Genomic DNA, 20174 nt, shown 5'->3' with positions numbered 1-20174 from the left:
GAGCAGCCCCCATGATTGAAATTGAACTCGACGGAAAAAAAGTAGAGGTTGCCGAGGGCAGCATGGTGATGCATGCCGCCGACAAGGTCGGCACCTACATTCCGCATTTCTGCTACCACAAGAAACTCAGCATTGCCGCCAATTGCCGCATGTGCCTGGTCGATGTGGAGAAGATGCCCAAGCCCATGCCGGCCTGTGCCACGCCGGTGTCGCAGGGCATGATCGTGCGCACCAAGAGCGACAAGGCCATCAAGGCGCAGAAGTCGGTGATGGAGTTCCTGCTCATCAACCACCCGCTGGACTGTCCGATCTGCGACCAGGGCGGCGAATGCCTGCTGCAGGACCTGGCGGTCGGCTACGGCGCCTCGACCTCGCGCTACGAAGAAGAAAAGCGCGTGGTGTTCCGCAAGGAGGTGGGTCCGCTGATCTCCATGGAAGAGATGACGCGCTGCATCCACTGCACCCGCTGCATCCGCTTTGGCCAGGAAGTGGCCGGCGTGATGGAGCTGGGCATGATCCACCGCGGCGAACATGCCGAGATCACCACGGTGGCCGGTGGCACCATCGACTCCGAGCTGTCGGGCAACATGATCGACATCTGCCCGGTGGGTGCGCTCACCAGCAAGCCGTTCCGCTACAGCGCCCGCACCTGGGAGTTGTCGCGCCGCAAATCGATCAGCCCGCACGACGCCACCGGTGCCAACCTGGTCGTTCAGGTCAAGAACAACAAGGTGCTGCGCGTCGTGCCGCTGGAGAACGAAGAGGTCAACGAGTGCTGGATTGCCGACCGCGACCGTTTCTCGTACGAGGCCTTGAACAGCGACGAGCGGCTCACCAGTCCCATGCTCAAGCAGGGCGGTGAGTGGAAGGCCGTGGATTGGCAGACGGCGCTGGAATACGTGGCCAATGGTCTCAAGCAGATCAAGGCCGGGCACGGGCCGCAAAGCATCGGCACGCTGGCCAGCCCGCACAGCACGCTCGAGGAGCTGTATCTGGCGGCGGCGCTGATGCGCGCCCTGGGCAGCGACAACATCGATACCCGTTTGCGCCATGCCGAATTCCCGGCGTTCGAGGGCGTGCGGTATCTGGGCACCTCGATTGCTTCTCTCTCGCAACTGCAGCGCGTGCTGGTGGTGGGCTCGAACCTGCGCAAGGACCATCCGCTGTTTGCACAACGAATTCGGCAGTCGGCCCGCGCCGGCTGTGCGGTGAGCGCTATTAATTCTGTAGTCGAACTGGCGTCCCCCGACGCCTGGGCCATGCCGGTCGCCAACGCGCTGTTGACCGCGCCGGGTGGCTGGGCGCAAGCACTGGCCGATGTGGCGGTCGCGCTGGCGGCAGAAAAGGGCGTTGCAGCACCTGCTGCGGGCAACGCCACCGATGCGGCCAAGGCCATCGCCCGATCGCTGCTGGGTGGCGAGCGCAAGGCCATCTTGCTGGGCAATGCGGCGGCGCATCACGCCCGGGCCTCCAGCCTGCTGGCACTGGCCAACTGGATCGGCGCGCAGACCGGTGCCACGGTGGGCTATCTGACCGAAGCGGCCAATACCGTGGGGGCGCAACTGGTGGGCGCGTTTCCGCGCGGCGATGCGGCGCCGGGCGGTCTGAACGCGGGCCAGATGCTCGCGGGGGGCTTGAAGGCGGTCCTGCTGCTGAACAACGAACCCGAATTCGATTCGGCGGCCGGCGCCTCGGCCAAGGCGGCCCTGGGCCAGGCCGACATGGTCGTGACGCTGAGCCCGTTCAAGGCCAATCTGGATTTCAGCGACGTGCTGCTGCCGATCGCGCCATTCACCGAGACGCCCGGCACCTTCGTCAATGCCGAAGGTCGCGTGCAGGGGTTCCACGCGGTTGTCAAACCCCTGGGTGAAACCCGGCCCGCCTGGAAGGTGTTGCGCGTGCTGGCCAATCTGCTCGACCTGCCGGGATTCGAGTTTGAGTCGTCGCAGGATGTGCTCGATCACATGCGCGGCGCGCAGCACGCCGGTGCGACCCATGTGCCCTCCGGGAAATTGAGCAACGCCACGAGTGCGGGCATTGATCTGGCTGAGAGCGGTCCGGCGGTGCCCGCCGTGGCCAGCATCTATCAGCTCGATGGCCTGGTGCGGCGCGCGTCTTCGCTGCAAATGACGGCAGACGCAAGGAATGCAGCAAACCTGAAAGGGGCGGCAGCATGATTGAAGCGTTCTACAGCGCGGGACTCGGTCTTGCCGGCGCCACCTGGTGGACCGCAGTGGTCTGGCCCGTGATCTGGGCCCTGATCAAGATCGTGGTCGTGCTGGTGCCCCTGATGGGGTGCGTGGCCTACCTCACGCTCTGGGAGCGCAAGGCGATTGGCTTCACCCAGATACGGCTCGGCCCGAACCGGGTCGGCCCCTCGGGTTTGCTCACCCCGATTGCCGACGCCCTCAAGCTGCTGACCAAGGAAATCATCATGCCGGCCGCGGCTAGCAAGGGCCTGTTCGTGCTCGGCCCCATCATGACCATCATGCCGGCGCTGGCGGCCTGGGTGGTCATTCCGTTCGGCCCGGAAGTGGCACTCGCCAACGTGAACGCCGGCCTGCTGTTCCTGATGGCGATCACCTCGCTGGAGGTGTACGGCGTGATCATCGCGGGCTGGGCGTCGAACTCCAAATATGCATTCATAGGCGCCATGCGCGCCTCGGCCCAAATGGTCAGCTACGAGATTGCCATGGGCTTTTGCTTTGTGGTGGTGCTGATGGTCTCCGGGTCGATGAACATGACCGACATCGTCATGGGACAGGGCAAAGGCCACTTCGCCAACATGGGGCTGAATTTCCTGTCGTGGAACTGGCTGCCGTTGCTGCCGGTGTTCGTGGTCTATTTTGTCGCCGGCCTGGCCGAAACCAACCGGCACCCGTTCGACGTGGTGGAGGGTGAGTCCGAAATTGTGGCCGGCCACATGGTCGAGTACTCGGGCATGGCATTTGCCATGTTCTTCCTGGCCGAATACGCCAACATGATCCTGATTGGCATCCTGTGCACGGTCATGTTCCTGGGCGGCTGGATGTCGCCGATCGACAGCGCGGTGTTCAACTGGATTCCGGGCTGGATCTGGCTGGGGCTCAAGACCTTCATCGTCACCACCATGTTCCTGTGGGTGCGTGCCACCTTCCCGCGCTTTCGCTATGACCAGATCATGCGGCTGGGCTGGAAGATCTTCATCCCGGTCACCCTCGTGTGGCTGGTGGTTGTCGGGGCCTGGATGCAGACCTCCTGGAATATCTGGAAATAAGCCGGAGCCGATATGACTACATTGACGTCCCCCCCTTCTGAATCGACTTTTTCGCTGCGCGACTTCCTGTCGAGCTTCATGCTGATTGAACTGTTCAAGGGCCTGGCGGTGACCGGCAAATACATGTTCAAGCGCAAGATCACGGTGCAGTTCCCCGAGGAGAAGACCCCGGCCAGTCCGCGCTTTCGGGGGCTGCACGCGCTGCGCCGCTATGAAAACGGGGAAGAGCGCTGCATTGCCTGCAAACTGTGCGAAGCCGTGTGCCCCGCCGTGGCCATCACCATCGAGTCGGAGTTGCGCGACGATGGTTCGCGGCGCACGACCCGTTATGACATCGATCTGACCAAGTGCATTTTTTGCGGGTTTTGCGAGGAAAGCTGTCCTGTGGACTCGATCGTCGAAACCCATATTTTTGAATACCACGGCGAGAAGCGCGGAGACCTGTACTTCACCAAGGACATGCTGCTGGCTGTGGGCGACCGCTATGAAGCCGAAATTGCGGCCAACCGCGCGGCAGACGCCAAGTACCGCTGACCGATTGCCTGAAAGAAGCTTCGATATGGATGTGAAAGCCGGCCTGTTTTATATTTTTTCGGCGGTGTTGCTGTTCGCCGCGTTCCGGGTGATCACGGCCCGCAATCCGGTCCATGCGGCGCTGTTCCTGGTGCTGGCCTTTTTCCAGGCCGCCATGGTCTGGATGCTGCTCAAGGCAGAGTTCCTCGCCATCGTGCTGGTGCTGGTGTATGTCGGCGCGGTGATGGTGCTGTTCCTGTTTGTCGTGATGATGCTGGACATCAACCTGGACAGCATTCGCCAGGGATTCTGGCGCCACTTTCCTCTGGCGGCGACGGTCGGCGCGCTGATTGCGCTGGAGATGGCGGCCGTCCTGATGGGCGGATTCGGCGGCGGTGAGCCGCCCCGGGTCACCGTGGTGCTGGGGCAAGCCCCCGGCCAGTTTTCCAATACACGGGAACTGGGCACGCTGCTGTACACGCAGTACCTGTACCCGCTGGAGATTGCCTCCGTCCTTTTGCTGGTGGCCATCATCGCGGCGATTGCGCTGACGCTGCGCGAGCGCAAGGACAGCAAGGCCATCAGTTCATCCGAGCAGATACGCGTGCAGGCGCGTGACCGGGTGCAGGTGCTCAAGATGACGGCGACCCAACCGGCCATTGCGGTCGAACAAGGCGCGGATGCCGCCGCGCCTGCCGATACGGAGAAAAAAGCATGACCTTGACCCTTGGGCATTTTCTATCGCTGGGCGCGATGCTGTTTGCGCTCTCCATCATCGGGATCTTTTTGAACCGGAAGAACCTGATCATTCTGCTGATGGCGATCGAGTTGATGCTGCTCGCGGTCAACATGAACTTCGTGGCCTTCTCCTACTACCTGGGCGATATGGCGGGGCAGGTTTTCGTGTTCTTCATTCTCACGGTGGCCGCCGCCGAATCGGCCATCGGCCTGGCGATTCTGGTGCTGGTGTTCCGCAACAAGTCCAGCATCCGGGTGGACGAACTCAATCTGCTCAAGGGCTGAGCCCCAAGGTTCATCAAATTCAAAGAATATGAGTCAAACCCTCTCGGCTTCAACTCTGCTGGCGGTACCGCTGGCACCTCTGGCCGGCGCCTTGCTGGCCGGCATTTTCGGCACCAAGTTTGGCGGCAATCTGATCGGCCGCCGGCTCAGCCACAGCTTCACCATTCTGGGTGTGCTGGTGGCCTTCATCATTTCGGCGATGACGCTCTACAGCGTGGTTGCCGATGGTGCGCGTTTCAACGAAACCATTTACACATGGATGGTGGTCGGCGGTCTCAAGATGGAAATCGGCTTCCTGGTCGATGGCTTGAGCGCGATGATGATGTGCGTGGTGACCTTCGTGTCGCTGATGGTGCACATCTACACCATCGGCTACATGGACGATGACGAAGGCTACGACCGCTTCTTCTCCTACATCGCGCTGTTCACCTTCTCGATGTTGATGCTGGCAATGAGCAACAACATGCTGCAGCTGTTTTTTGGCTGGGAGGCGGTGGGTCTGGTGTCCTATCTGCTGATCGGTTTCTGGTATACCCGGCCGACCGCCATTTTTGCGAGCCTGAAAGCCTTCATGGTGAACAGGGTCGGCGACTTCGGTTTCATCCTCGGGATCGGCCTGGTTGCGGCCTACGCCGGCACACTGGACTATGCCGAGATATTTGCCAAGGCCCCTGCGCTGGCTCAGCTTTCCTTTCCGGGCACCGGATGGATGCTGATCACGGTGATCTGCATTTGCCTGTTCATTGGCGCCATGGGCAAGAGCGCGCAGTTTCCGCTGCATGTCTGGCTGCCTGATTCGATGGAGGGTCCCACCCCCATCTCCGCGCTGATCCACGCGGCAACCATGGTGACGGCCGGCATCTTCATGGTGGCGCGCATGTCGCCGCTGTTCGAGCTCAGCGACGCGGCCCTGAGCTTCGTCATGGTCATCGGCGCCATCACGGCCCTGTTCATGGGTATTTTGGGCATCATCCAGAACGACATCAAACGGGTGATCGCCTATTCCACGCTGTCCCAGCTCGGCTACATGACGGTCGCGCTCGGCGCCTCGGCCTATTCGGTAGGTGTATTTCACTTGATGACGCACGCGTTCTTCAAGGCGCTGTTGTTCCTCGGTGCCGGTTCGGTCATTCTCGCGGTGCATCACAACCAGGACATCCGCTGGATGGGCGGTTTGCGCAAGTACATGCCCATCACCTGTATCACTTTTCTGGTGGGTTCGCTGGCGCTGATTGCTACGCCATTCTTCTCGGGGTTCTATTCGAAGGACAGCATCATTGAAGTTGTGCACGCGAGCCACCTGGCGGGCGCCGGCTTCGCTTCGTTTGCGTTGCTGGCGGGCGTGTTCATCACGGCCTTCTACTCATTTCGCCTGTACTTCCTGGTGTTCCACGGCAAGGAGCGGTTTGATCAGAATCCCGATGCGCACCATGACGCCCACCACGACAATCACCATGGTCATCAGACACCCCATGAGTCTCCCTGGGTGATCACCGTCCCGCTGATCCTGCTGGCGATTCCGTCGGTGGTGATTGGTTTCATGACCATCGAGCCCATGCTGTATGGACCGTTTTTCAAGGATTCCATCTTTGTGGACCTTGCCAGACACCCAGCCATGAAGGAGCTGGCCCAAGAATTCCATGGCCCGCTACAAATGGGTCTGCATGCCTTTATGTCGGCGCCATTCTGGCTGGCGCTGGCAGGGGTCGTCTTGTCCTACTACATGTACCTGGTCAACCCGGCGCTGCCGGCCGCCATCCAGCGCAAATTCCAGCCTCTATACACCTTGCTCGACAACAAGTACTACCTGGACTGGTTCAACGAAAACGTGCTCACGCGCGGCGTGCGCATCATCGGCACCGGTTTGTGGAAAGGGGGCGACCTTGGCCTGATCGATGGCCTGGTGGTCAACGGCTCCTGGAAAGTGGTGCGCAGGGTTTCGGGCGTGGTGCGCTGGATGCAGTCCGGCTACCTCTACCACTACGCGCTGGCCATGATCGTGGGCGTGTTCGTGTTGATGACCTATTTCGTCTGGCTCAAATAAGGAAATAATAAAAATGGGATTGTTGAGCCTTGCCATCTGGATACCGATTTTTTTCGGCGTCGTTTTGCTGGCGTTTGGTCGGGATGAGCACGCCCGGGTGGTGCGCTGGGTGGCGCTGATCGGCGCCACCATCAGTTTCCTGGTCACGTTGCCGTTGTACAGCGGCTTCAAGCTGGGCACCTCGGCCATGCAGTTTGTCGAGAAGAGCAACTGGATGCCGCGCTTCAATATCAATTACCACCTGGGGGTGGATGGCATCTCGCTGTGGTTCGTCCTGCTCACCGCCTTCATCACGCTGGTGGTGATCATCGCCAGCTGGGAGTCCATTACCGAGCGGGTGAACCAGTACATGGCCGCCTTTCTGGTTCTCAGTGGCTTGATGATCGGTGTGTTCTGCGCACTCGACGGCATGCTGTTCTACGTGTTCTTCGAGGCCACACTGATCCCGATGTACCTGATCATCGGTGTCTGGGGCGGGCCCAACAAGATCTACGCGGCCTTCAAGTTCTTCCTCTACACGCTGCTCGGCTCGCTGTTGATGCTGATCGCCATGATCTACCTGTACACCAAGTCGGGGGGCAGCTTCGACCTGGCGGTCTGGTATACCTTGCCGCTGGGCAGTACCGCGCAGACGTTCCTGTTTTTCGCCTTCTTCGCGGCCTTCGCCGTCAAGATCCCGATGTGGCCGGTGCACACCTGGCTGCCCGATGTGCACGTCGAAGCGCCGACGGGAGGCTCCGCCATCCTGGCGGCCATCATGCTCAAGCTCGGGGCTTACGGCTTCGTGCGCTTCGCCATGCCGATCGCGCCCGACGCCGCGCATGAGTGGGCCTGGCTGATGATCACGCTGTCGCTGGTTGCCGTCATCTATGTGGGTGTCGTGGCGCTGGTACAGCCCGACATGAAAAGGCTCGTGGCTTATTCGTCCGTGGCCCATATGGGATTTGTGACGCTGGGCTTCTTCATCTTCAACGAGCTCGGTGCCGCGGGCGGCATCGTGCAGATGCTTTCCCACGGCCTTGTGTCGGCGGCCATGTTCCTGTGCATTGGCGTGCTCTACGACCGGGTGCATTCGCGCCAGATCGCCAGCTATGGCGGGGTCATCAATGTGATGCCCAAATTTGCCGCCTTTGCCCTGGTCTTTGCCATGGCCAACTGCGGCCTGCCGGGCACCTCGGGTTTTGTGGGTGAATGGATGGTGATTCTGGGCGGCGTCAAATTCAACTTCTGGGTCGGTCTGGCGGCGGCGTCGGCGCTGATCTGGGGCGCGGCCTACACCTTGTGGATGTACAAGCGGGTCTACCTGGGGCCTGTCGCCAATGACCACGTCAAGGCCATGCTGGACATCAACAGCCGCGAGTTCTTGATGCTGGCGCTACTGGCCATCGCCGTGCTCTACATGGGTATTTATCCGAAACCCATGACCGATGTCATGAATGCCTCCGTGGTGGACTTGCTCAAGCACCTGGCGACGTCCAAGCTGAATTGATCCCGTTGAATTGAGAACTAGAAGATGATTGACAAACTCAGTTGGATCTCGGTTTACCCCGAAATCGTGCTCCTGATCATGGCCTGCGTGATTGCGCTGGTGGATCTGGCCGTGACCAGCGCGCGCCGCACCGCCACCTACGTGCTGACCCTGCTGGCGCTGGGCGTGGTGGCCTTGCTGGAGGGCCTGTATGCCAGCGGCGGCAACACCCTTTATGGCTTTGGCAACATGGTGGTCAGCGACCCGATGGGGAACTGGCTCGCCTGTTTCGTCAGCGTCGCGATGATGGCCACGCTGGTGTACGGCCGCCCCTACGGCGCCGATCGCGGCATGATGCGCGGCGGGGAGTTGTTCACGCTGAGCATGTTCTCTGTGCTCGGCATGTCGATCATGATTTCGGGCAACAACTTCCTGGTGATCTACCTGGGCCTGGAGCTGCTCACGCTGACCAGCTATGCGCTGGTGGCGTTGCGGCGCGACCACGTGGTGGCCACCGAAGCGGCGATCAAGTATTTCGTTCTCGGCGCGCTGGCCAGCGGCTTTTTGCTGTACGGCCTGTCGATGATTTATGGCGCCACCGGCTCGCTGGACATCAGCGAAGTGTTCAAGGCGGTCAATTCGGGCCATCTCAAGCACCAGGTCCTGGTGTTTGGCGTGGTCTTCATCGTGACCGGTCTCGGCTTCAAGCTCGGCGCCGTGCCGTTCCACATGTGGGTGCCGGACATCTATGAAGGCGCGCCCACCGTGGTGAGCCTGATCATTGCCGGCGCGCCCAAGCTGTCGGCGTTTGCCATCTGCATTCGCCTGCTGGTGGAAGGCCTGCTGCCGCTGGCGGTCGACTGGCAGCAGATGCTGGCGATCCTGGCGATCGGCTCGTTGCTGATCGGCAATGTGGTGGCGATCTCGCAAACCAATTTCAAGCGCATGCTCGGCTACTCCACCATCTCGCAAATGGGTTTTGTGCTGCTCGGCCTGATGTCGGGAGTGGTCAACGGCAACACGCTGTCCGCCGCCAATGCGTACAGCTCGGCGATGTTTTACGCGCTGACCTATGTGCTGACCACGCTGTCGGCTTTCGGCATCATCCTGCTGCTCGCGCGTGAGGGGTTCGAGAGCGAAGAGATTTCCGACCTGGCCGGCCTGAACCAGGTGAGCCCGCTGTATGCAGGGGTCATGGCGGTGTCGATGTTCTCGTTTGCCGGCATCCCGCCGCTCATGGGCTTTTACGCCAAACTGTCGGTGTTGCAGGCGCTGATCTCGTCAGGGCTGCCGTCGTATATTGCACTGGCGGTGTTTGCCGTGATCATGTCGCTGATTGGTGCGTTCTTTTACCTGCGCGTGATCAAGGTCATGTATTTTGATCCCCCCATCACAGCCGCCACGATCTCGGCGCCGGTCGATGTGCGCGTTGTGCTGTCGCTCAACGGTGCGCTGGTGCTGATTCTCGGTGTATTGCCGGGTGGCTTGATGACGCTGTGCGCGCAGGCCATCGTGGCGACCCTGGGAACCTGATCACCCGTCAGACGAGCTTCATCCAAGTGTCCCAATCCCTCTCCGTCTGGCTCGTGATTCTGGTGGCGTTTTGCGCCGCCAACCTGCCCTTTGTCAACCAGCGCCTGCTGGCGGTCATTCCGCTGTCCAGCCCGAAGATTCTTGCCGTGCGGCTGGCCGAACTGGTGGTTTTTTACTTCATTGCGGGCGGTATCGGGCTGGCCCTGGAAAATCGCGCCGGACAGATTGCGCCCCAGGGCTGGGAGTTTTATGCGATTACCGGTGCGCTGTTCGTGACCTTTGCGTTTCCGGGTTTCATTTACCGCTACCTGCTCAAGCATCGGAACTGATCCGATGAGGTGTCGCCGCCATGGATGACCGCCATCTGGTCGAAGAAAAGATGGCCAGCATGGAATTGTTCGAGGGCCGGCTTCTCCATGCCTTTCGCGACACGGTACGTCTGCCCGACGGCAGCACGACGTCGCGCGAGTATGTGGTGCATCCCGGCGCGGTCATGATTATTCCGCTGCTGGAAGACGAGACCGGCTCTTTGAGGGTGGTACTGGAGCGCCAGTACCGTTACCCGGTGCAGCGGGTCATGATTGAATTCCCCGCGGGCAAACTCGACCCCGGAGAAGACGTGCTGGCGTGCGCGAAGCGCGAACTGCTGGAGGAAACCGGCTATTCGGCCCGGCAATGGGCGCGCGCGGGCATGCTGCACCCGGTCATTTCGTACTCGACGGAGTTCATTGAGATCTGGTTTGCCAGGAATTTGAGCCTGGGCCAGCGCCGGCTCGATGCGGGGGAGTTTCTGGACGTTTTCACGGCGACCCCGACCGAGCTGCTCCAATGGTGCCGCGACGGGAGCGTGACCGACGCCAAAACGCTGACGGGTGCGCTCTGGTTGCAAAACGTGTTGTCGGGCGTGTGGCCGCTGCACTGGCAGGATGCCGCAGCGCCGCGCGCTGGCCGATAATCCTGTCATGAAAGTCCTTAACCTCCAGTGCGTACGCCAGCAGCATTCGTTTGAAGGCTGGTTCGCCTCTGAAGATGATTTTCAGGACCAGTTGGCGCGCGGCGTGCTCGAATGTCCGCTGTGCGGCGCCCAGGAAATACAGAAACTGCCCAGTGCGCCCCGGCTCAATCTGGGCGCCGCGCGTGAGCGCGAGGCGACGCCGCCCGATGCCATGCCGGCGCATCCGCCCGCGTCCATGACGGACATGTTCGCACCCGCCGACCCGGCGTATCAGGCCACGGTGCTGCGTGCCCTGCGCGAGCTGGTGGCCCGCACCGAAGACGTGGGCGAGCGTTTTGCCCAGGAAGCCCGGCGCATCCACTACGGTGAAACCGCACACCGCAACATCCGTGGCCGGGCCAGCGCCCGCGAGGCGATGGAGCTGCTGGAAGAGGGCATCGAGGTGATGCCGCTGCCCGCCGCCGCGGGCGACACCCTGCAGTAAGGCCAGGTTCCCCGGCAGCCGCTATTCCGGCTCCGATCAGGGGTACAGTCCGCGCAATTCGCGGGTGTGCAAGATCCGTTTGCAGGCCACGATAAACGTGGCGGTGCGCAGGCTCACCTTGTTGTCCTGCGCGACTTGCCAGATGCCGGCGAACGCCTCCCTCATGATGCGCACCAGCCGGGCATTGATCTCGGCCTCGTCCCAGAAAAAGCTGGAAAAGTCCTGCACCCATTCAAAATAACTGACCGTCACGCCGCCCGCATTGGCGATCACGTCGGGCAGCACCAGCACATTGCGGTCGTGCAGGATGTCATCGGCCTCGGGGGTGGTCGGGCCGTTGGCGCCTTCGATGACCATGCGCGCCTTGATGCGGCCGGCATTCGAGCCGTTGATTTGCTGCTCCAGCGCCGCGGGAATCAGGATGTCGCAGTCGACCTCCCAGAACAGGTCGTTGGCAATCGCCTCGGCCTGCGCAAAGCCGGCCACGCTGCCGGTATGCGCGACGTGCCTGAGCAGGGACGGGACGTCCAGCCCGGCTTCGCGAAAGATCGTGCCAGCATGGTCCTGCACGGCGACGACCCGCGCACCCGCTTCGGCAAACAGCTTGCCCGCAATGCCGCCCACGTTGCCAAAACCCTGTACCGCCACACGCGCGGTGGAAATGTCCATGCCGATGTGCTTGGCGGCTTCGGCGCCGACGGTAAACACGCCGCGGCCGGTGGCTTCGCGCCGCCCCAGCGAGCCGCCCAGATCCACCGGCTTGCCGGTCACGACGCCGGTCGCGGTGGAGCCCTGGTTCATGGAATAGGTGTCCATCATCCAGGCCATGATCTGCTCGTCGGTGTTCACGTCGGGCGCGGGGATGTCCTTGTTCGGGCCGATGATGATGCCGATCTCGCTGGTGTAGCGGCGCGTCATGCGCTCGAGTTCGCCGCGGGACAGCGTTTTCGGGTCCACGCGGATACCGCCCTTGGCGCCGCCGTAGGGCACATTCACCGCGGCGTTCTTGATCGACATCCAGGCCGACAGCGCCATCACCTCCGACAGTGTCACGTCCTGGTGAAAGCGCACGCCGCCCTTGCCGGGACCGCGCGAGACGTTGTGCTGCACCCGGTAGCCTTCAAAGTGAGCCACCGTGCCGTTGTCCAGATGGATCGGGACATCGACGATCAATGCGCGCTTGGGGCGCTTGAGTGTCTCGACCCAGCGCGACAGATTGCCCAGATAAGGCGTCACGCGATCGACCTGCTGCAGGTAAACCCCCCAAGGCCCGAGGTTGTTGGCCTGCAGGTAGGAGGGAAGGGGATGAGACGCAGGCGCTGCGGACATCGGGGTGCTGGGTGCTTGGGACATGAACAAACTCCTGGTGGGAACGATCAAGCCCCCGAGCTTAAAAGCCTGCGGCCCAACTGTCCAAGACATTGTTCAAGCCACTTCATGCATAAGTTGCATAACTACACCAGACTGCATGACGTCGTAAAAATTTGAGAGAAAAGTGTCTGATGTCCATACTCCACCTTCGCATTCAGCTACTATTTTGATAGTGAGCACGAAATTTTTTCATCGACCCCACTGCTTTCGGGCGAGCGTGTAACGGGCTGCCATGGGGTGCTACCGGGTTCGCCGGGCGCTGATTCGGGCCGCCCGCCGGGGACAACCGTCGTGGTCCTGTGCTGTAATGAATCCGGCGTCGGTGCGACTCATTTGTGTTGATGTCCTGCACAGGCTCACTCAGACGGAGTCCTGCAGTCTCTGGAGGTTTTCCGCATGTCCCCATTTCCGTCGGCCGCCGATTCATGCCTTGAGGCCCAGGGCCCGCGTGAAGCCATGGCGCGGCGGTTTGCCCAGGTACGGGCGCACAGCCTGGCGCTGGCTGAACCCCTGTCGGCCGAAGACCAGTGCATCCAGTCCATGCCCGACGCGAGCCCGACCAAATGGCATCTGGCGCACGGCAGCTGGTTCTTCGAGGCCGTGGTGCTGCGCGCGCATGTGCCCGACTACAGGCCGTTCGACGAGCGTTTTTTCTATCTCTTCAATTCCTATTACGAAGCCCTGGGGCCGCGCCATCCGCGGCCGCTGCGCGGCTTGCTGACCCGCCCGCCCCTGGCGCAGGTGCTGGCCTACCGCGCGCATGTCGACGCCGCCGTGCAAAGCTTCATCACCCGGGGCGGCGAGCCCATGTGGCAGCAGGCGCTGCCCTTGCTCACGCTGGGCCTGCAGCACGAGCAGCAGCACCAGGAGCTGATGCTGACCGACATCCTGCATGCCCTGTCGTGCAATCCGATACTGCCTGCGTATGCACAACCCGCACTGGCGTCCGCCCTGCGGCTTGCGCCCACCGTCGTGCCACCGCTGCGCTGGCTCGCCGGGCCGGCCGGCACCGTGCAGATCGGGCACGATGGCGGCGGTTTTGCGTTCGACAACGAAACCCCGCGCCACAGCGTGCTCTTGTCGCCGTACTGCATGGCGGACCGGCTGGTCAACTGCGGCGAATACCTGCAATTCATCGAGGATGGGGGCTACCGTCGCCCCGAGTTGTGGCTGTCGGACGGCTGGGCGGCAGTGCAGGCGAATGGCTGGAGCTGCCCGCCCTATTGGCTGGCACCCGATGACGTCAGGGCGCCTGCGCGGCACTGGCAGGTGTTCGGCCTGCAGGGCGTGCGTGCGCTCGATGCTTCGGCGCCGGTCAGCCAGGTGAGCTTTTACGAAGCCGCTGCTTATGCCGAATGGGCCGGCGCGCGCTTGCCCACCGAGTTCGAGTGGGAGGCGGCCTGCGCAGTGCCCGGCATCGCGCAAATGACGGGGCATCTCTGGCAATGGACGCGTTCGTCCTACGATCCCTATCCCGGTTTTCGTCCGCTGGCCGGTGCGGTGGGCGAATACAACGGCAAATTCATGGTGGGACAACTGGTGCTGCGCGGCAGCAGCAGCGCGACTCCGGCGGGGCACGCGCGACCCAGCTACCGCAACTTTTTTCCGCCCGGGGCGCGCTGGCAGTTTTCGGGCATTCGTCTGGCGAAGGACGCTTGATGCAGACCGGCACATTGAGCAAAATCCAGACGCGATTGGCGGGCGGCGAAGCGGCAGAGGCGTTCGCCCGCGACTTGCTGGCGGGGCTGTCGAGCACGCCGCGCAGCATTTCCCCCAAGTACTTCTACGATGCGCCGGGCTCCCTCTTGTTCGACCGCATCTGCGAGCTGCCCGAGTATTACCCCACGCGCGTCGAGCTGGGCCTGCTGTCTGGCCATGCGCGCGAAATTGCGCGGCAGGTGGGACCCCGCGCCGAGATCGTCGAGTTCGGGGCCGGGTCCCTGCGCAAGGTCCGCTTGCTGCTCGACGCCATGGACCGCCCCGTGCGCTATCTGCCCATCGACATATCGGGTGAGCATCTGGGAGCTGCGGCTCAAGTGCTGCGGCGCGACTACCCGGGCCTGCACGTGCAGCCGCTGGTGGCGGATTACACGCGCCACATGCTGTTGCCGGCGCTGGGCGAGGACGCCGGGCAGCGCGTGGGATTTTTCCCGGGCTCCACGATCGGCAATTTCACGCCTGCCGAAGCCCTGCATTTTCTGCAGATGGCGGCGCAGGTGCTGCGCGGCGGCGCCTTGCTGCTGGGGGCCGACCTGGTGAAGGACCCCGCCGTGCTGCATGCCGCCTATAACGATACACAGGGCGTCACCGCCGCGTTCAACCTGAACCTGCTGGTGCGCGCGAACCGCGAGTTGGGGTGCAACTTCGATCTGGCCCAGTTTGCGCACAGTGCCTTTTACAATGCGCCGCTGCAGCGCATCGAGATGCACCTGGTGAGCCGCCGCCGGCAGCAGGTTCGTGTCTGTGGCCGGTGTTTCGAGTTCGCCGAAGGCGAAACACTGCACACCGAAAACTCGTATAAATTTACGCTTGACGGCCTGCAGGCGCTGGCGCGGCAGGCGGGGTTCACACCCGGCCCCGCATGGACCGATCCGCAAAAGCTCTTCAGCCTGCACTGGCTGAACGCACCCACTTAAAAAAAGGAATTCCGATGAAAGCAACCTGGAACGGCGCCGTGATAGCGCAGAGCGACGACACGGTCGTGGTGGAAGGCAATCACTATTTCCCGGCGGACTCGCTGAATCGCGACTATGTGACCTTCAGCAACCACAAGACCACCTGCGCCTGGAAAGGCCAGGCGAGCTACTACTCGCTCATAGTGGATGGCGAATTGAACACCGATGCCGCCTGGTACTACCTTGACCCCAAGCCCGAGGCCGAGATGGTGCGTGGCCGGGTCGCGTTCTGGAAGGGTGTGCAGGTCACAGCCTGAGTGACGCCAGCGCCGAGCTTGCCCCCATGTCCATTGCCACACTCTCCCCTTTATTTTCGTCGGCCGGCGAACTCGTTGCCGATCTGCGCCGGCAAGGTTATGCCGTGCTCAGCCCCGCGGGCGTGAGCGAGCTTACGCACTGCAGCCTTGCTTCGCTCGATGCGCTCCGCCCGAGCTGGGACAGGCTGCTGCCCGACACCTACCTCAAGGACGGGGGTCGCTACCGGCGCCGGCGCCACTCGTGCTTTCTCGTCGAGGGCGAACGGGTCACCCAGGTGCCGCATCGCGCGCACTGGCAGCCGCTCGAGTACAACGCCTTGCACGGCGGCATGCGGCGCTGGTTCGAACCGATGGAGCCGCAGGTTGTTGCGCAGGTGTGCTGGGACCGGTTGTTGTGCACGTTGAGCCAGGTGTTCTCCCGCCTGCGCCCCGAGCAGCCTGGCGATGCCCAAGCCGGCGTGCGGCCCTGGTATGTGGAGGCGCACCAGTTCCGCATCGACACCACCGACGGTATCGGTCGCCCGACGCCCGAGGGGGCGCACCGCGACGGAGTGGATTATGTGGCGGTGTTTCTGGTGGATCGCAGCGGCGTCAAGGGCGGTGAGACACGGGTCTTCGAGGCTGCCGGCCCGCACGGCCAGCGCTTCACGCTGACCTTGCCGTGGTCGCTGCTACTGCTCGATGACGCCCGGGTGATCCACGAGTCCACGCCGATCCAGCCTTTGACCGATGAAGGGCACCGGGACACACTGGTCTTGACCTGGCGCTCTGGCGGCTTCCAGGGTGACGGCGTATAACTTGATCGTCATCAACCCATTGACGACGTTCCGGCTCTAAACTGGATGCTCTGTCGCGACTCAAGGAGTTCCTCGCATGTTCAAACACATTCTGGTTCCGGTAGATGGATCGCCGACCGCGGCGCTGGCGATCGACAAGGCGGTCGGGCTGGCCAAGGCGTTTGGCAGCACGGTCACGGCCATTTATGTGATTGACCCCTATCCATTTACAGGTGTGGGGACTGATTACGCGTATGGCCAGGCGCAGTATTTGACGGCGGCCACGGCCGAGGCCAACGAGGCGATCAAGGGGGCCAAGCAGACTTTTGAAGCCGCGGGCATCACGGTCAAGACGACGCTGGTCGAGGGACACGCGGTTTACAAGGGCATCCTGCAAACGGCCGAGTCCGGCGGCGTAGACCTCATCGTCATGGGCTCCCATGGCCGGCGCGGCATTGAAAAGCTGATGCTCGGCAGCGTCGCGCAGCGCGTCGTGTCACACGCGCACGTGCCGGTGCTCGTGGTGCGCAGCTGAGCCCGCGCCAGTCAAAAAAATCAGTCGCGCACGTCGCCCACCGGGTCGGCGCCAAAGTTGGGGCGGGCAAGATAGCCGAGCACGCGCGCCGCGGCCTCGGCCGGCGACGTCAACTGGCCGTTGGCCTTCAGGGTGGCGAAATTGTGTTGATCCGGAAACGCCGTTGCATCGGCGCCGCGCAACTGCACCTGCATGTCGGTGTCGATCACGCCGGGGGCCAGCGCGCAGACGGCCGCACCATGGGGCTTGAGTGCTTCATCCAGGGCCACGCAGCGGGTGAAGTGATCCATGCCCGCCTTGGCCGCGCAATAGGCTGCCTGCGAGGCCATGGCACGGCGCCCCAGTCCCGACGAAATGTTCAGCACCTTGCGGGCGGCCGTCCAATGCTCCGTGGCATGCAGGAAGGCCGCGGTGAGCTGCATGGGCGCCTCCAGCCCAACGCGCAAGGCATGTGCCAGATCGGCGGCGTCTGCGTCGCTCAGCGGCCCGATACGCGGCACGACTCCGGCATTGTTGATCAGGGTGGCACTGGTGAAGGAGGCGCCGTCTTGTTGATGCAGCCACTGCTGGAGCCGTGTGCTGGCCTCGAAGCCGAGGGCCAGGTCCTGAGACCACTGCACCAGAGTGGCGCCCGCGGCCCTGGCCTGGACGGCCAGCGCCTCGTTGGTGGCGCGGGCGATGCACAGCAAGGTGTGGCCCGGCTGGAGCAGTTGCTCTGCGATGGCCAGGCCCATGCCGCGCGAGGCCCCGGTGATGATGTAAAGATGTCGGTTCATGTCCTGCACTTTAGCGCTAGAAAGGCGCGGGGCTTTCGAATGCCAGGGTTTCCCCGGTGACGGGGTGTGCCAGCGTCAGCGCGCAGGCGTGCAGCAGCAGGCGGCTGGCCCTGGCTTGCACCGGGGCGCCGGCGTAGAGCGTATCGCCGATGATCGGATGTCCCAGCGCCTGCAAATGGACGCGCAACTGGTGTGAGCGGCCTGTGATGGGCGCCAGCTCCAGGCGCGTCGTGTTGGCTGGCGCGTCATGCGCCATCACACGCCAGCGTGTGATGCTCGGCTTGCCCTGCAGGGCATCGATCATGCGCAATGGGCGCCTCGGCCAATCCACGATGATCGGCAGGTCGATCACGCCCCAGCCATCGGGCGCATCGGCCGGTGGCGGCAAACGCCCGTCAACCACCGCCTCGTAACGCTTGCAAACCTCGCGATCGGCGAACGCCTTGCTCAAGCTGCGCTGCGCGTGAGGCCCCCGCGCCATCAGCATCAGGCCCGACGTCGCCATGTCCAGCCGGTGCACGACGAGTGCATCCGGATACAAGCGCTGTACCCGGGTGCTCAGTGCGTCCTGTTTGTCGGCGCCGCGCCCGGGGACCGCGAGCAGGCCAGCGGGCTTGTCCAGCATCAGCAGGGCATCGTCAAAATACAACGGCTCCACCAGCGGCGAGGTTGCAGGAGGTGGGGCGTTCACGCCTGCTGCCGTTTGCTATCGCGCAGCATGAAAAGGTACAAGCCCTCGACTTTTTCCCGCGCCCAGGGCGTCTTGCGCAGAAACTTCAGACTGGAGGCGATGCTGGGGTCGCTGGTGAAACAGCGGATGTTGATGCGCTCGCCCAAACCGGCCCAGCCGTACTGGGCCACCAGCGCGCCCAGCAGCGTCTCCAGCGTGAGGCCATGCAGCGGATTGCGCGGCTGCGCGGTCATGGCGGGCGACTATTTCTTCAGTTTGCCGCGCACCGGCACCACGGTGGTGATGGTGGGCCGCACGGCATCGGGCGAGACGGGTTTGGGGGGCGACAAGTCCTTCTTGGGCTTCTTCACTTGCTTGTTGCTCTTTTGTTCGCCTTTGGGCATGGTGTTTCTCCAGTAGTGATGCGGCTATTGTGCCGCCGATCCAGGCTGTTTTGCGGGCCGTGCCCGATTGCGCTGCGAGCCCGCCCTTCAGTGCAGCTTGATGCGCGGCCGGTAGGTGTGGTCGAGCAATTCCGACAAGGTGATCAGCAAGGTTTTTCGCAGGCCCCCGAGTGCAAACTGATGCTGCTTGTGCAGGCCCCAGTACATCAGCTTGGCCAACTGTCCTTCGATGAAAAAACTGCCCTTGGTCAGGCTCCCCATCAGGCTGCCGACCGACGAATACTCGGCCAGCGACACCAGCGAGCCCTGGTCCGTGTACACGAAGGCAGGCACCGCCTTGCCGGCCGTCAACCGGGGCAGCGCGCGCACCAGGTACATGGCCTGCTGGTAGGCCGCCTGTGCGCGTGGCGGCACCCAGGTGCCATCGGGCTGCTGGTACGCGGCGCAATCGCCAAAGGCGTAGATGCTGGCGTCAAAGGTGCTTTGCAGATTGCCATTGACGAGCAGTTGATTGAGTTTGTTGGTCTCCAGCGGCTGTTCGCCGCCCAGGGTCTTGAGGAAATCCGCCGCCTTGACGCCGGCGGCCCAGACCGTGATGGTGGAAGGAATCATCTTGCCGCTGGCCATCTTCAGGCCGTCGGCCGTCACCTCGACGACTTTTTCGTTGGTATGCACCTCCACCGACAGCTTGCGCAACTCGCGCAGCGCGGCCTCACCCAGCCGCTGCGGCAGTTGTGACAACAGGCGCGGCGCAGCCTCCACCAGCACCAGCTGCAGGTCCTTTTCGGGGTGGATGTAGTCAAACCCGAAGTTGGCCAGCAGGCGCGCCGAGGCATGCAGCTCCGCCGCCAGCTCGACGCCGGTCGCACCCCCGCCCACGATGGTCACCGTCAGGCGCCCGCTGCCTGCCGTACGCGGAACGGTCTGGGCGCGGATGCAGGCATTGATCAGCCGGTCGTTAAAGCGCTTGGCGGCCTGCGGCGTGTCGAGTTTGATCGTGTACCGGGCGGCCCCTGGTGTGCCGAAGTCGTTGGTCTGGCTGCCGATCGCAATCACCAGTGTGTCGTAAGCTACCTGTTGCGCAGGCGTGATCTCGGCGCCGGCATCGTCATGGCTGGCCGCCAGCTGCACCGTCTTGCCGGCACGGTCGATTCCAACCAGAGTGCCGAGCCGGAACTTGAAGTGGTTCCAGCGTGCCTGCGCCAGGTATTCGATTTCTTCCGCGTGGGTGTCGTAGCTGCCGGCCGCGAGTTGATGCAGCAGCGGCTTCCAGACGTGGGTGCGGGCCGAATCGACCAGGGTGATTTCGGCCAGCCCCTTGCGGCCCAGACGTTTGCCCAGTTGCGTCGCGAGGGCCAGTCCTCCAGCGCCCCCGCCCACGATGACGATGCGTTGCATATGCGGCTCTTTTTGTAGTGGCCCGTCAGCTTGACG

The 20174-nt window shown here is 62.9% G+C and carries 22 protein-coding genes; 16 read left to right on the top strand and 6 right to left on the bottom strand.

Annotated elements, in window-relative coordinates; all coding sequences use genetic code 11:
- The first annotated feature begins 11 nt into the window (after positions 1-11).
- The 11 genes from nuoG to EUB48_RS14085 are packed head-to-tail and all read left to right on the top strand — an operon-like array spanning position 12 to position 11276.
- A complete protein-coding gene (gene nuoG, locus EUB48_RS14135; RefSeq protein ID WP_142819713.1) occupies positions 12-2177 on the top strand; it encodes an NADH-quinone oxidoreductase subunit NuoG in 2166 nt (721 codons plus the stop codon).
- A complete protein-coding gene (gene nuoH, locus EUB48_RS14130; protein ID WP_077561379.1) occupies positions 2174-3256 on the top strand; it encodes an NADH-quinone oxidoreductase subunit NuoH in 1083 nt (360 codons plus the stop codon). Before nuoG ends, nuoH begins: the two co-directional genes overlap by 4 nt.
- 12 nt (positions 3257-3268) lie before the next feature.
- Positions 3269-3790 carry an NADH-quinone oxidoreductase subunit NuoI gene (gene nuoI, locus EUB48_RS14125; protein WP_077561380.1) on the top strand — a complete coding sequence of 174 codons (522 nt, stop codon included), beginning with the start codon at positions 3269-3271 and terminating at the stop codon, positions 3788-3790.
- A gap of 25 nt (positions 3791-3815) precedes the next feature.
- Positions 3816-4487 carry an NADH-quinone oxidoreductase subunit J gene (locus EUB48_RS14120; protein WP_142819711.1) on the top strand — a complete coding sequence of 224 codons (672 nt, stop codon included), beginning with the start codon at positions 3816-3818 and terminating at the stop codon, positions 4485-4487.
- Complete coding sequence (gene nuoK, locus EUB48_RS14115; RefSeq protein ID WP_142819710.1) at positions 4484-4792, top strand: NADH-quinone oxidoreductase subunit NuoK; 309 nt, start codon at positions 4484-4486, stop codon at positions 4790-4792. The genes EUB48_RS14120 and nuoK overlap by 4 nt, the downstream gene beginning before the upstream one ends.
- 28 nt (positions 4793-4820) lie before the next feature.
- On the top strand, positions 4821-6836 hold the full coding sequence (gene nuoL / locus EUB48_RS14110) for an NADH-quinone oxidoreductase subunit L (protein ID WP_142819709.1): 2016 nt from the start codon (positions 4821-4823) through the stop codon (positions 6834-6836).
- A 13-nt stretch (positions 6837-6849) separates the two neighbouring features.
- A complete protein-coding gene (locus EUB48_RS14105) occupies positions 6850-8325 on the top strand; it encodes an NADH-quinone oxidoreductase subunit M (RefSeq protein WP_142819708.1) in 1476 nt (491 codons plus the stop codon).
- A 24-nt stretch (positions 8326-8349) separates the two neighbouring features.
- Positions 8350-9837 carry an NADH-quinone oxidoreductase subunit NuoN gene (gene nuoN / locus EUB48_RS14100; RefSeq protein ID WP_142819707.1) on the top strand — a complete coding sequence of 496 codons (1488 nt, stop codon included), beginning with the start codon at positions 8350-8352 and terminating at the stop codon, positions 9835-9837.
- Positions 9838-9863: 26 nt separating this feature from the next.
- Entirely contained in the window at positions 9864-10166 is a 303-nt protein-coding gene (locus tag EUB48_RS14095; RefSeq protein WP_142819706.1) for a DUF2818 family protein, read from the top strand.
- A 20-nt stretch (positions 10167-10186) separates the two neighbouring features.
- On the top strand, positions 10187-10792 hold the full coding sequence (locus EUB48_RS14090) for an NUDIX domain-containing protein (RefSeq protein ID WP_142819704.1): 606 nt from the start codon (positions 10187-10189) through the stop codon (positions 10790-10792).
- A 7-nt stretch (positions 10793-10799) separates the two neighbouring features.
- Complete coding sequence (locus EUB48_RS14085) at positions 10800-11276, top strand: DUF1178 family protein (protein WP_077561535.1); 477 nt, start codon at positions 10800-10802, stop codon at positions 11274-11276.
- Positions 11277-11312: 36 nt separating this feature from the next.
- On the opposite strand, the gene EUB48_RS14080 is transcribed toward EUB48_RS14085, so the two are convergent.
- Positions 11313-12629, bottom strand: coding sequence for a Glu/Leu/Phe/Val family dehydrogenase (locus tag EUB48_RS14080; protein ID WP_210411636.1), 1317 nt, complete (start codon positions 12627-12629; stop codon positions 11313-11315).
- 414 nt (positions 12630-13043) lie between these two features.
- On the opposite strand from EUB48_RS14080, the gene egtB reads away from it, so the two are divergent.
- The 5 genes from egtB to EUB48_RS14055 all read left to right on the top strand — a co-directional run bounded on the left by egtB (position 13044) and on the right by EUB48_RS14055 (position 16890).
- Positions 13044-14306: an ergothioneine biosynthesis protein EgtB gene (gene egtB, locus EUB48_RS14075; protein ID WP_142819703.1), complete on the top strand. Its 1263-nt coding sequence runs from the start codon at positions 13044-13046 to the stop codon at positions 14304-14306.
- Positions 14306-15283, top strand: coding sequence for an L-histidine N(alpha)-methyltransferase (gene egtD, locus EUB48_RS14070; RefSeq protein WP_142819702.1), 978 nt, complete (start codon positions 14306-14308; stop codon positions 15281-15283). The genes egtB and egtD overlap by 1 nt, the downstream gene beginning before the upstream one ends.
- Positions 15284-15297: 14 nt before the next feature.
- The gene (locus EUB48_RS14065) at positions 15298-15579 is read left to right on the top strand and encodes a DUF427 domain-containing protein (protein ID WP_142819701.1); all 282 of its coding nucleotides are present in this window, start codon (positions 15298-15300) and stop codon (positions 15577-15579) included.
- 26 nt (positions 15580-15605) lie between these two features.
- The gene (locus tag EUB48_RS14060; RefSeq protein ID WP_142819700.1) at positions 15606-16376 is read left to right on the top strand and encodes a 2OG-Fe dioxygenase family protein; all 771 of its coding nucleotides are present in this window, start codon (positions 15606-15608) and stop codon (positions 16374-16376) included.
- Positions 16377-16452: 76 nt separating this feature from the next.
- Positions 16453-16890: a universal stress protein gene (locus tag EUB48_RS14055; RefSeq protein ID WP_142819699.1), complete on the top strand. Its 438-nt coding sequence runs from the start codon at positions 16453-16455 to the stop codon at positions 16888-16890.
- Between the two features lie 20 nt (positions 16891-16910).
- Here the strand turns inward: EUB48_RS14055 and EUB48_RS14050 are convergent, their stop codons facing one another.
- The 5 genes from EUB48_RS14050 to EUB48_RS14035 form a co-directional block, all read right to left on the bottom strand.
- Positions 16911-17666, bottom strand: a complete 756-nt coding sequence (locus tag EUB48_RS14050; protein WP_142819698.1) for an SDR family NAD(P)-dependent oxidoreductase — start codon at positions 17664-17666, stop codon at positions 16911-16913.
- Positions 17667-17682: 16 nt separating this feature from the next.
- On the bottom strand, positions 17683-18291 hold the full coding sequence (locus EUB48_RS14045; RefSeq protein WP_142821292.1) for an RluA family pseudouridine synthase: 609 nt from the start codon (positions 18289-18291) through the stop codon (positions 17683-17685).
- 62 nt (positions 18292-18353) lie between these two features.
- Complete coding sequence (locus tag EUB48_RS14040; RefSeq protein ID WP_142819697.1) at positions 18354-18590, bottom strand: VF530 family protein; 237 nt, start codon at positions 18588-18590, stop codon at positions 18354-18356.
- A 9-nt stretch (positions 18591-18599) separates the two neighbouring features.
- Positions 18600-18740, bottom strand: coding sequence for a hypothetical protein (locus EUB48_RS21395; protein ID WP_168175012.1), 141 nt, complete (start codon positions 18738-18740; stop codon positions 18600-18602).
- Positions 18741-18827: 87 nt separating this feature from the next.
- On the bottom strand, positions 18828-20138 hold the full coding sequence (locus EUB48_RS14035) for an NAD(P)/FAD-dependent oxidoreductase (protein WP_142819696.1): 1311 nt from the start codon (positions 20136-20138) through the stop codon (positions 18828-18830).
- Between the last annotated feature and the right edge of the window lie 36 nt (positions 20139-20174).

The organism is Rhodoferax sediminis, from assembly GCF_006970865.1.
Classification (GTDB): Bacteria; Pseudomonadota; Gammaproteobacteria; order Burkholderiales; family Burkholderiaceae_C; genus Rhodoferax_A; species Rhodoferax_A sediminis.
This window is presented reverse-complemented; position numbering and strand designations above follow the sequence as displayed.

Coding starts and splice junctions, on each gene's coding strand:
- EUB48_RS21395 (WP_168175012.1), bottom strand. CDS start 18,740: ATGCCCAAAGGCGAACAAAAGAGCAACAAGCAAGTGAAGAAGCCCAAG.
- EUB48_RS14045 (WP_142821292.1), bottom strand. CDS start 18,291: ATGCTGGACAAGCCCGCTGGCCTGCTCGCGGTCCCCGGGCGCGGCGCC.
- nuoG (WP_142819713.1), top strand. CDS start 12: ATGATTGAAATTGAACTCGACGGAAAAAAAGTAGAGGTTGCCGAGGGC.
- EUB48_RS14090 (WP_142819704.1), top strand. CDS start 10,187: ATGGATGACCGCCATCTGGTCGAAGAAAAGATGGCCAGCATGGAATTG.
- egtB (WP_142819703.1), top strand. CDS start 13,044: ATGTCCCCATTTCCGTCGGCCGCCGATTCATGCCTTGAGGCCCAGGGC.
- EUB48_RS14085 (WP_077561535.1), top strand. CDS start 10,800: ATGAAAGTCCTTAACCTCCAGTGCGTACGCCAGCAGCATTCGTTTGAA.
- EUB48_RS14055 (WP_142819699.1), top strand. CDS start 16,453: ATGTTCAAACACATTCTGGTTCCGGTAGATGGATCGCCGACCGCGGCG.
- nuoN (WP_142819707.1), top strand. CDS start 8,350: ATGATTGACAAACTCAGTTGGATCTCGGTTTACCCCGAAATCGTGCTC.
- egtD (WP_142819702.1), top strand. CDS start 14,306: ATGCAGACCGGCACATTGAGCAAAATCCAGACGCGATTGGCGGGCGGC.
- EUB48_RS14040 (WP_142819697.1), bottom strand. CDS start 18,590: ATGACCGCGCAGCCGCGCAATCCGCTGCATGGCCTCACGCTGGAGACG.
- EUB48_RS14105 (WP_142819708.1), top strand. CDS start 6,850: ATGGGATTGTTGAGCCTTGCCATCTGGATACCGATTTTTTTCGGCGTC.
- EUB48_RS14060 (WP_142819700.1), top strand. CDS start 15,606: ATGTCCATTGCCACACTCTCCCCTTTATTTTCGTCGGCCGGCGAACTC.
- EUB48_RS14080 (WP_210411636.1), bottom strand. CDS start 12,629: ATGTCCCAAGCACCCAGCACCCCGATGTCCGCAGCGCCTGCGTCTCAT.
- nuoI (WP_077561380.1), top strand. CDS start 3,269: ATGACTACATTGACGTCCCCCCCTTCTGAATCGACTTTTTCGCTGCGC.
- nuoH (WP_077561379.1), top strand. CDS start 2,174: ATGATTGAAGCGTTCTACAGCGCGGGACTCGGTCTTGCCGGCGCCACC.
- EUB48_RS14050 (WP_142819698.1), bottom strand. CDS start 17,666: ATGAACCGACATCTTTACATCATCACCGGGGCCTCGCGCGGCATGGGC.
- EUB48_RS14065 (WP_142819701.1), top strand. CDS start 15,298: ATGAAAGCAACCTGGAACGGCGCCGTGATAGCGCAGAGCGACGACACG.
- nuoL (WP_142819709.1), top strand. CDS start 4,821: ATGAGTCAAACCCTCTCGGCTTCAACTCTGCTGGCGGTACCGCTGGCA.
- nuoK (WP_142819710.1), top strand. CDS start 4,484: ATGACCTTGACCCTTGGGCATTTTCTATCGCTGGGCGCGATGCTGTTT.
- EUB48_RS14035 (WP_142819696.1), bottom strand. CDS start 20,138: ATGCAACGCATCGTCATCGTGGGCGGGGGCGCTGGAGGACTGGCCCTC.
- EUB48_RS14120 (WP_142819711.1), top strand. CDS start 3,816: ATGGATGTGAAAGCCGGCCTGTTTTATATTTTTTCGGCGGTGTTGCTG.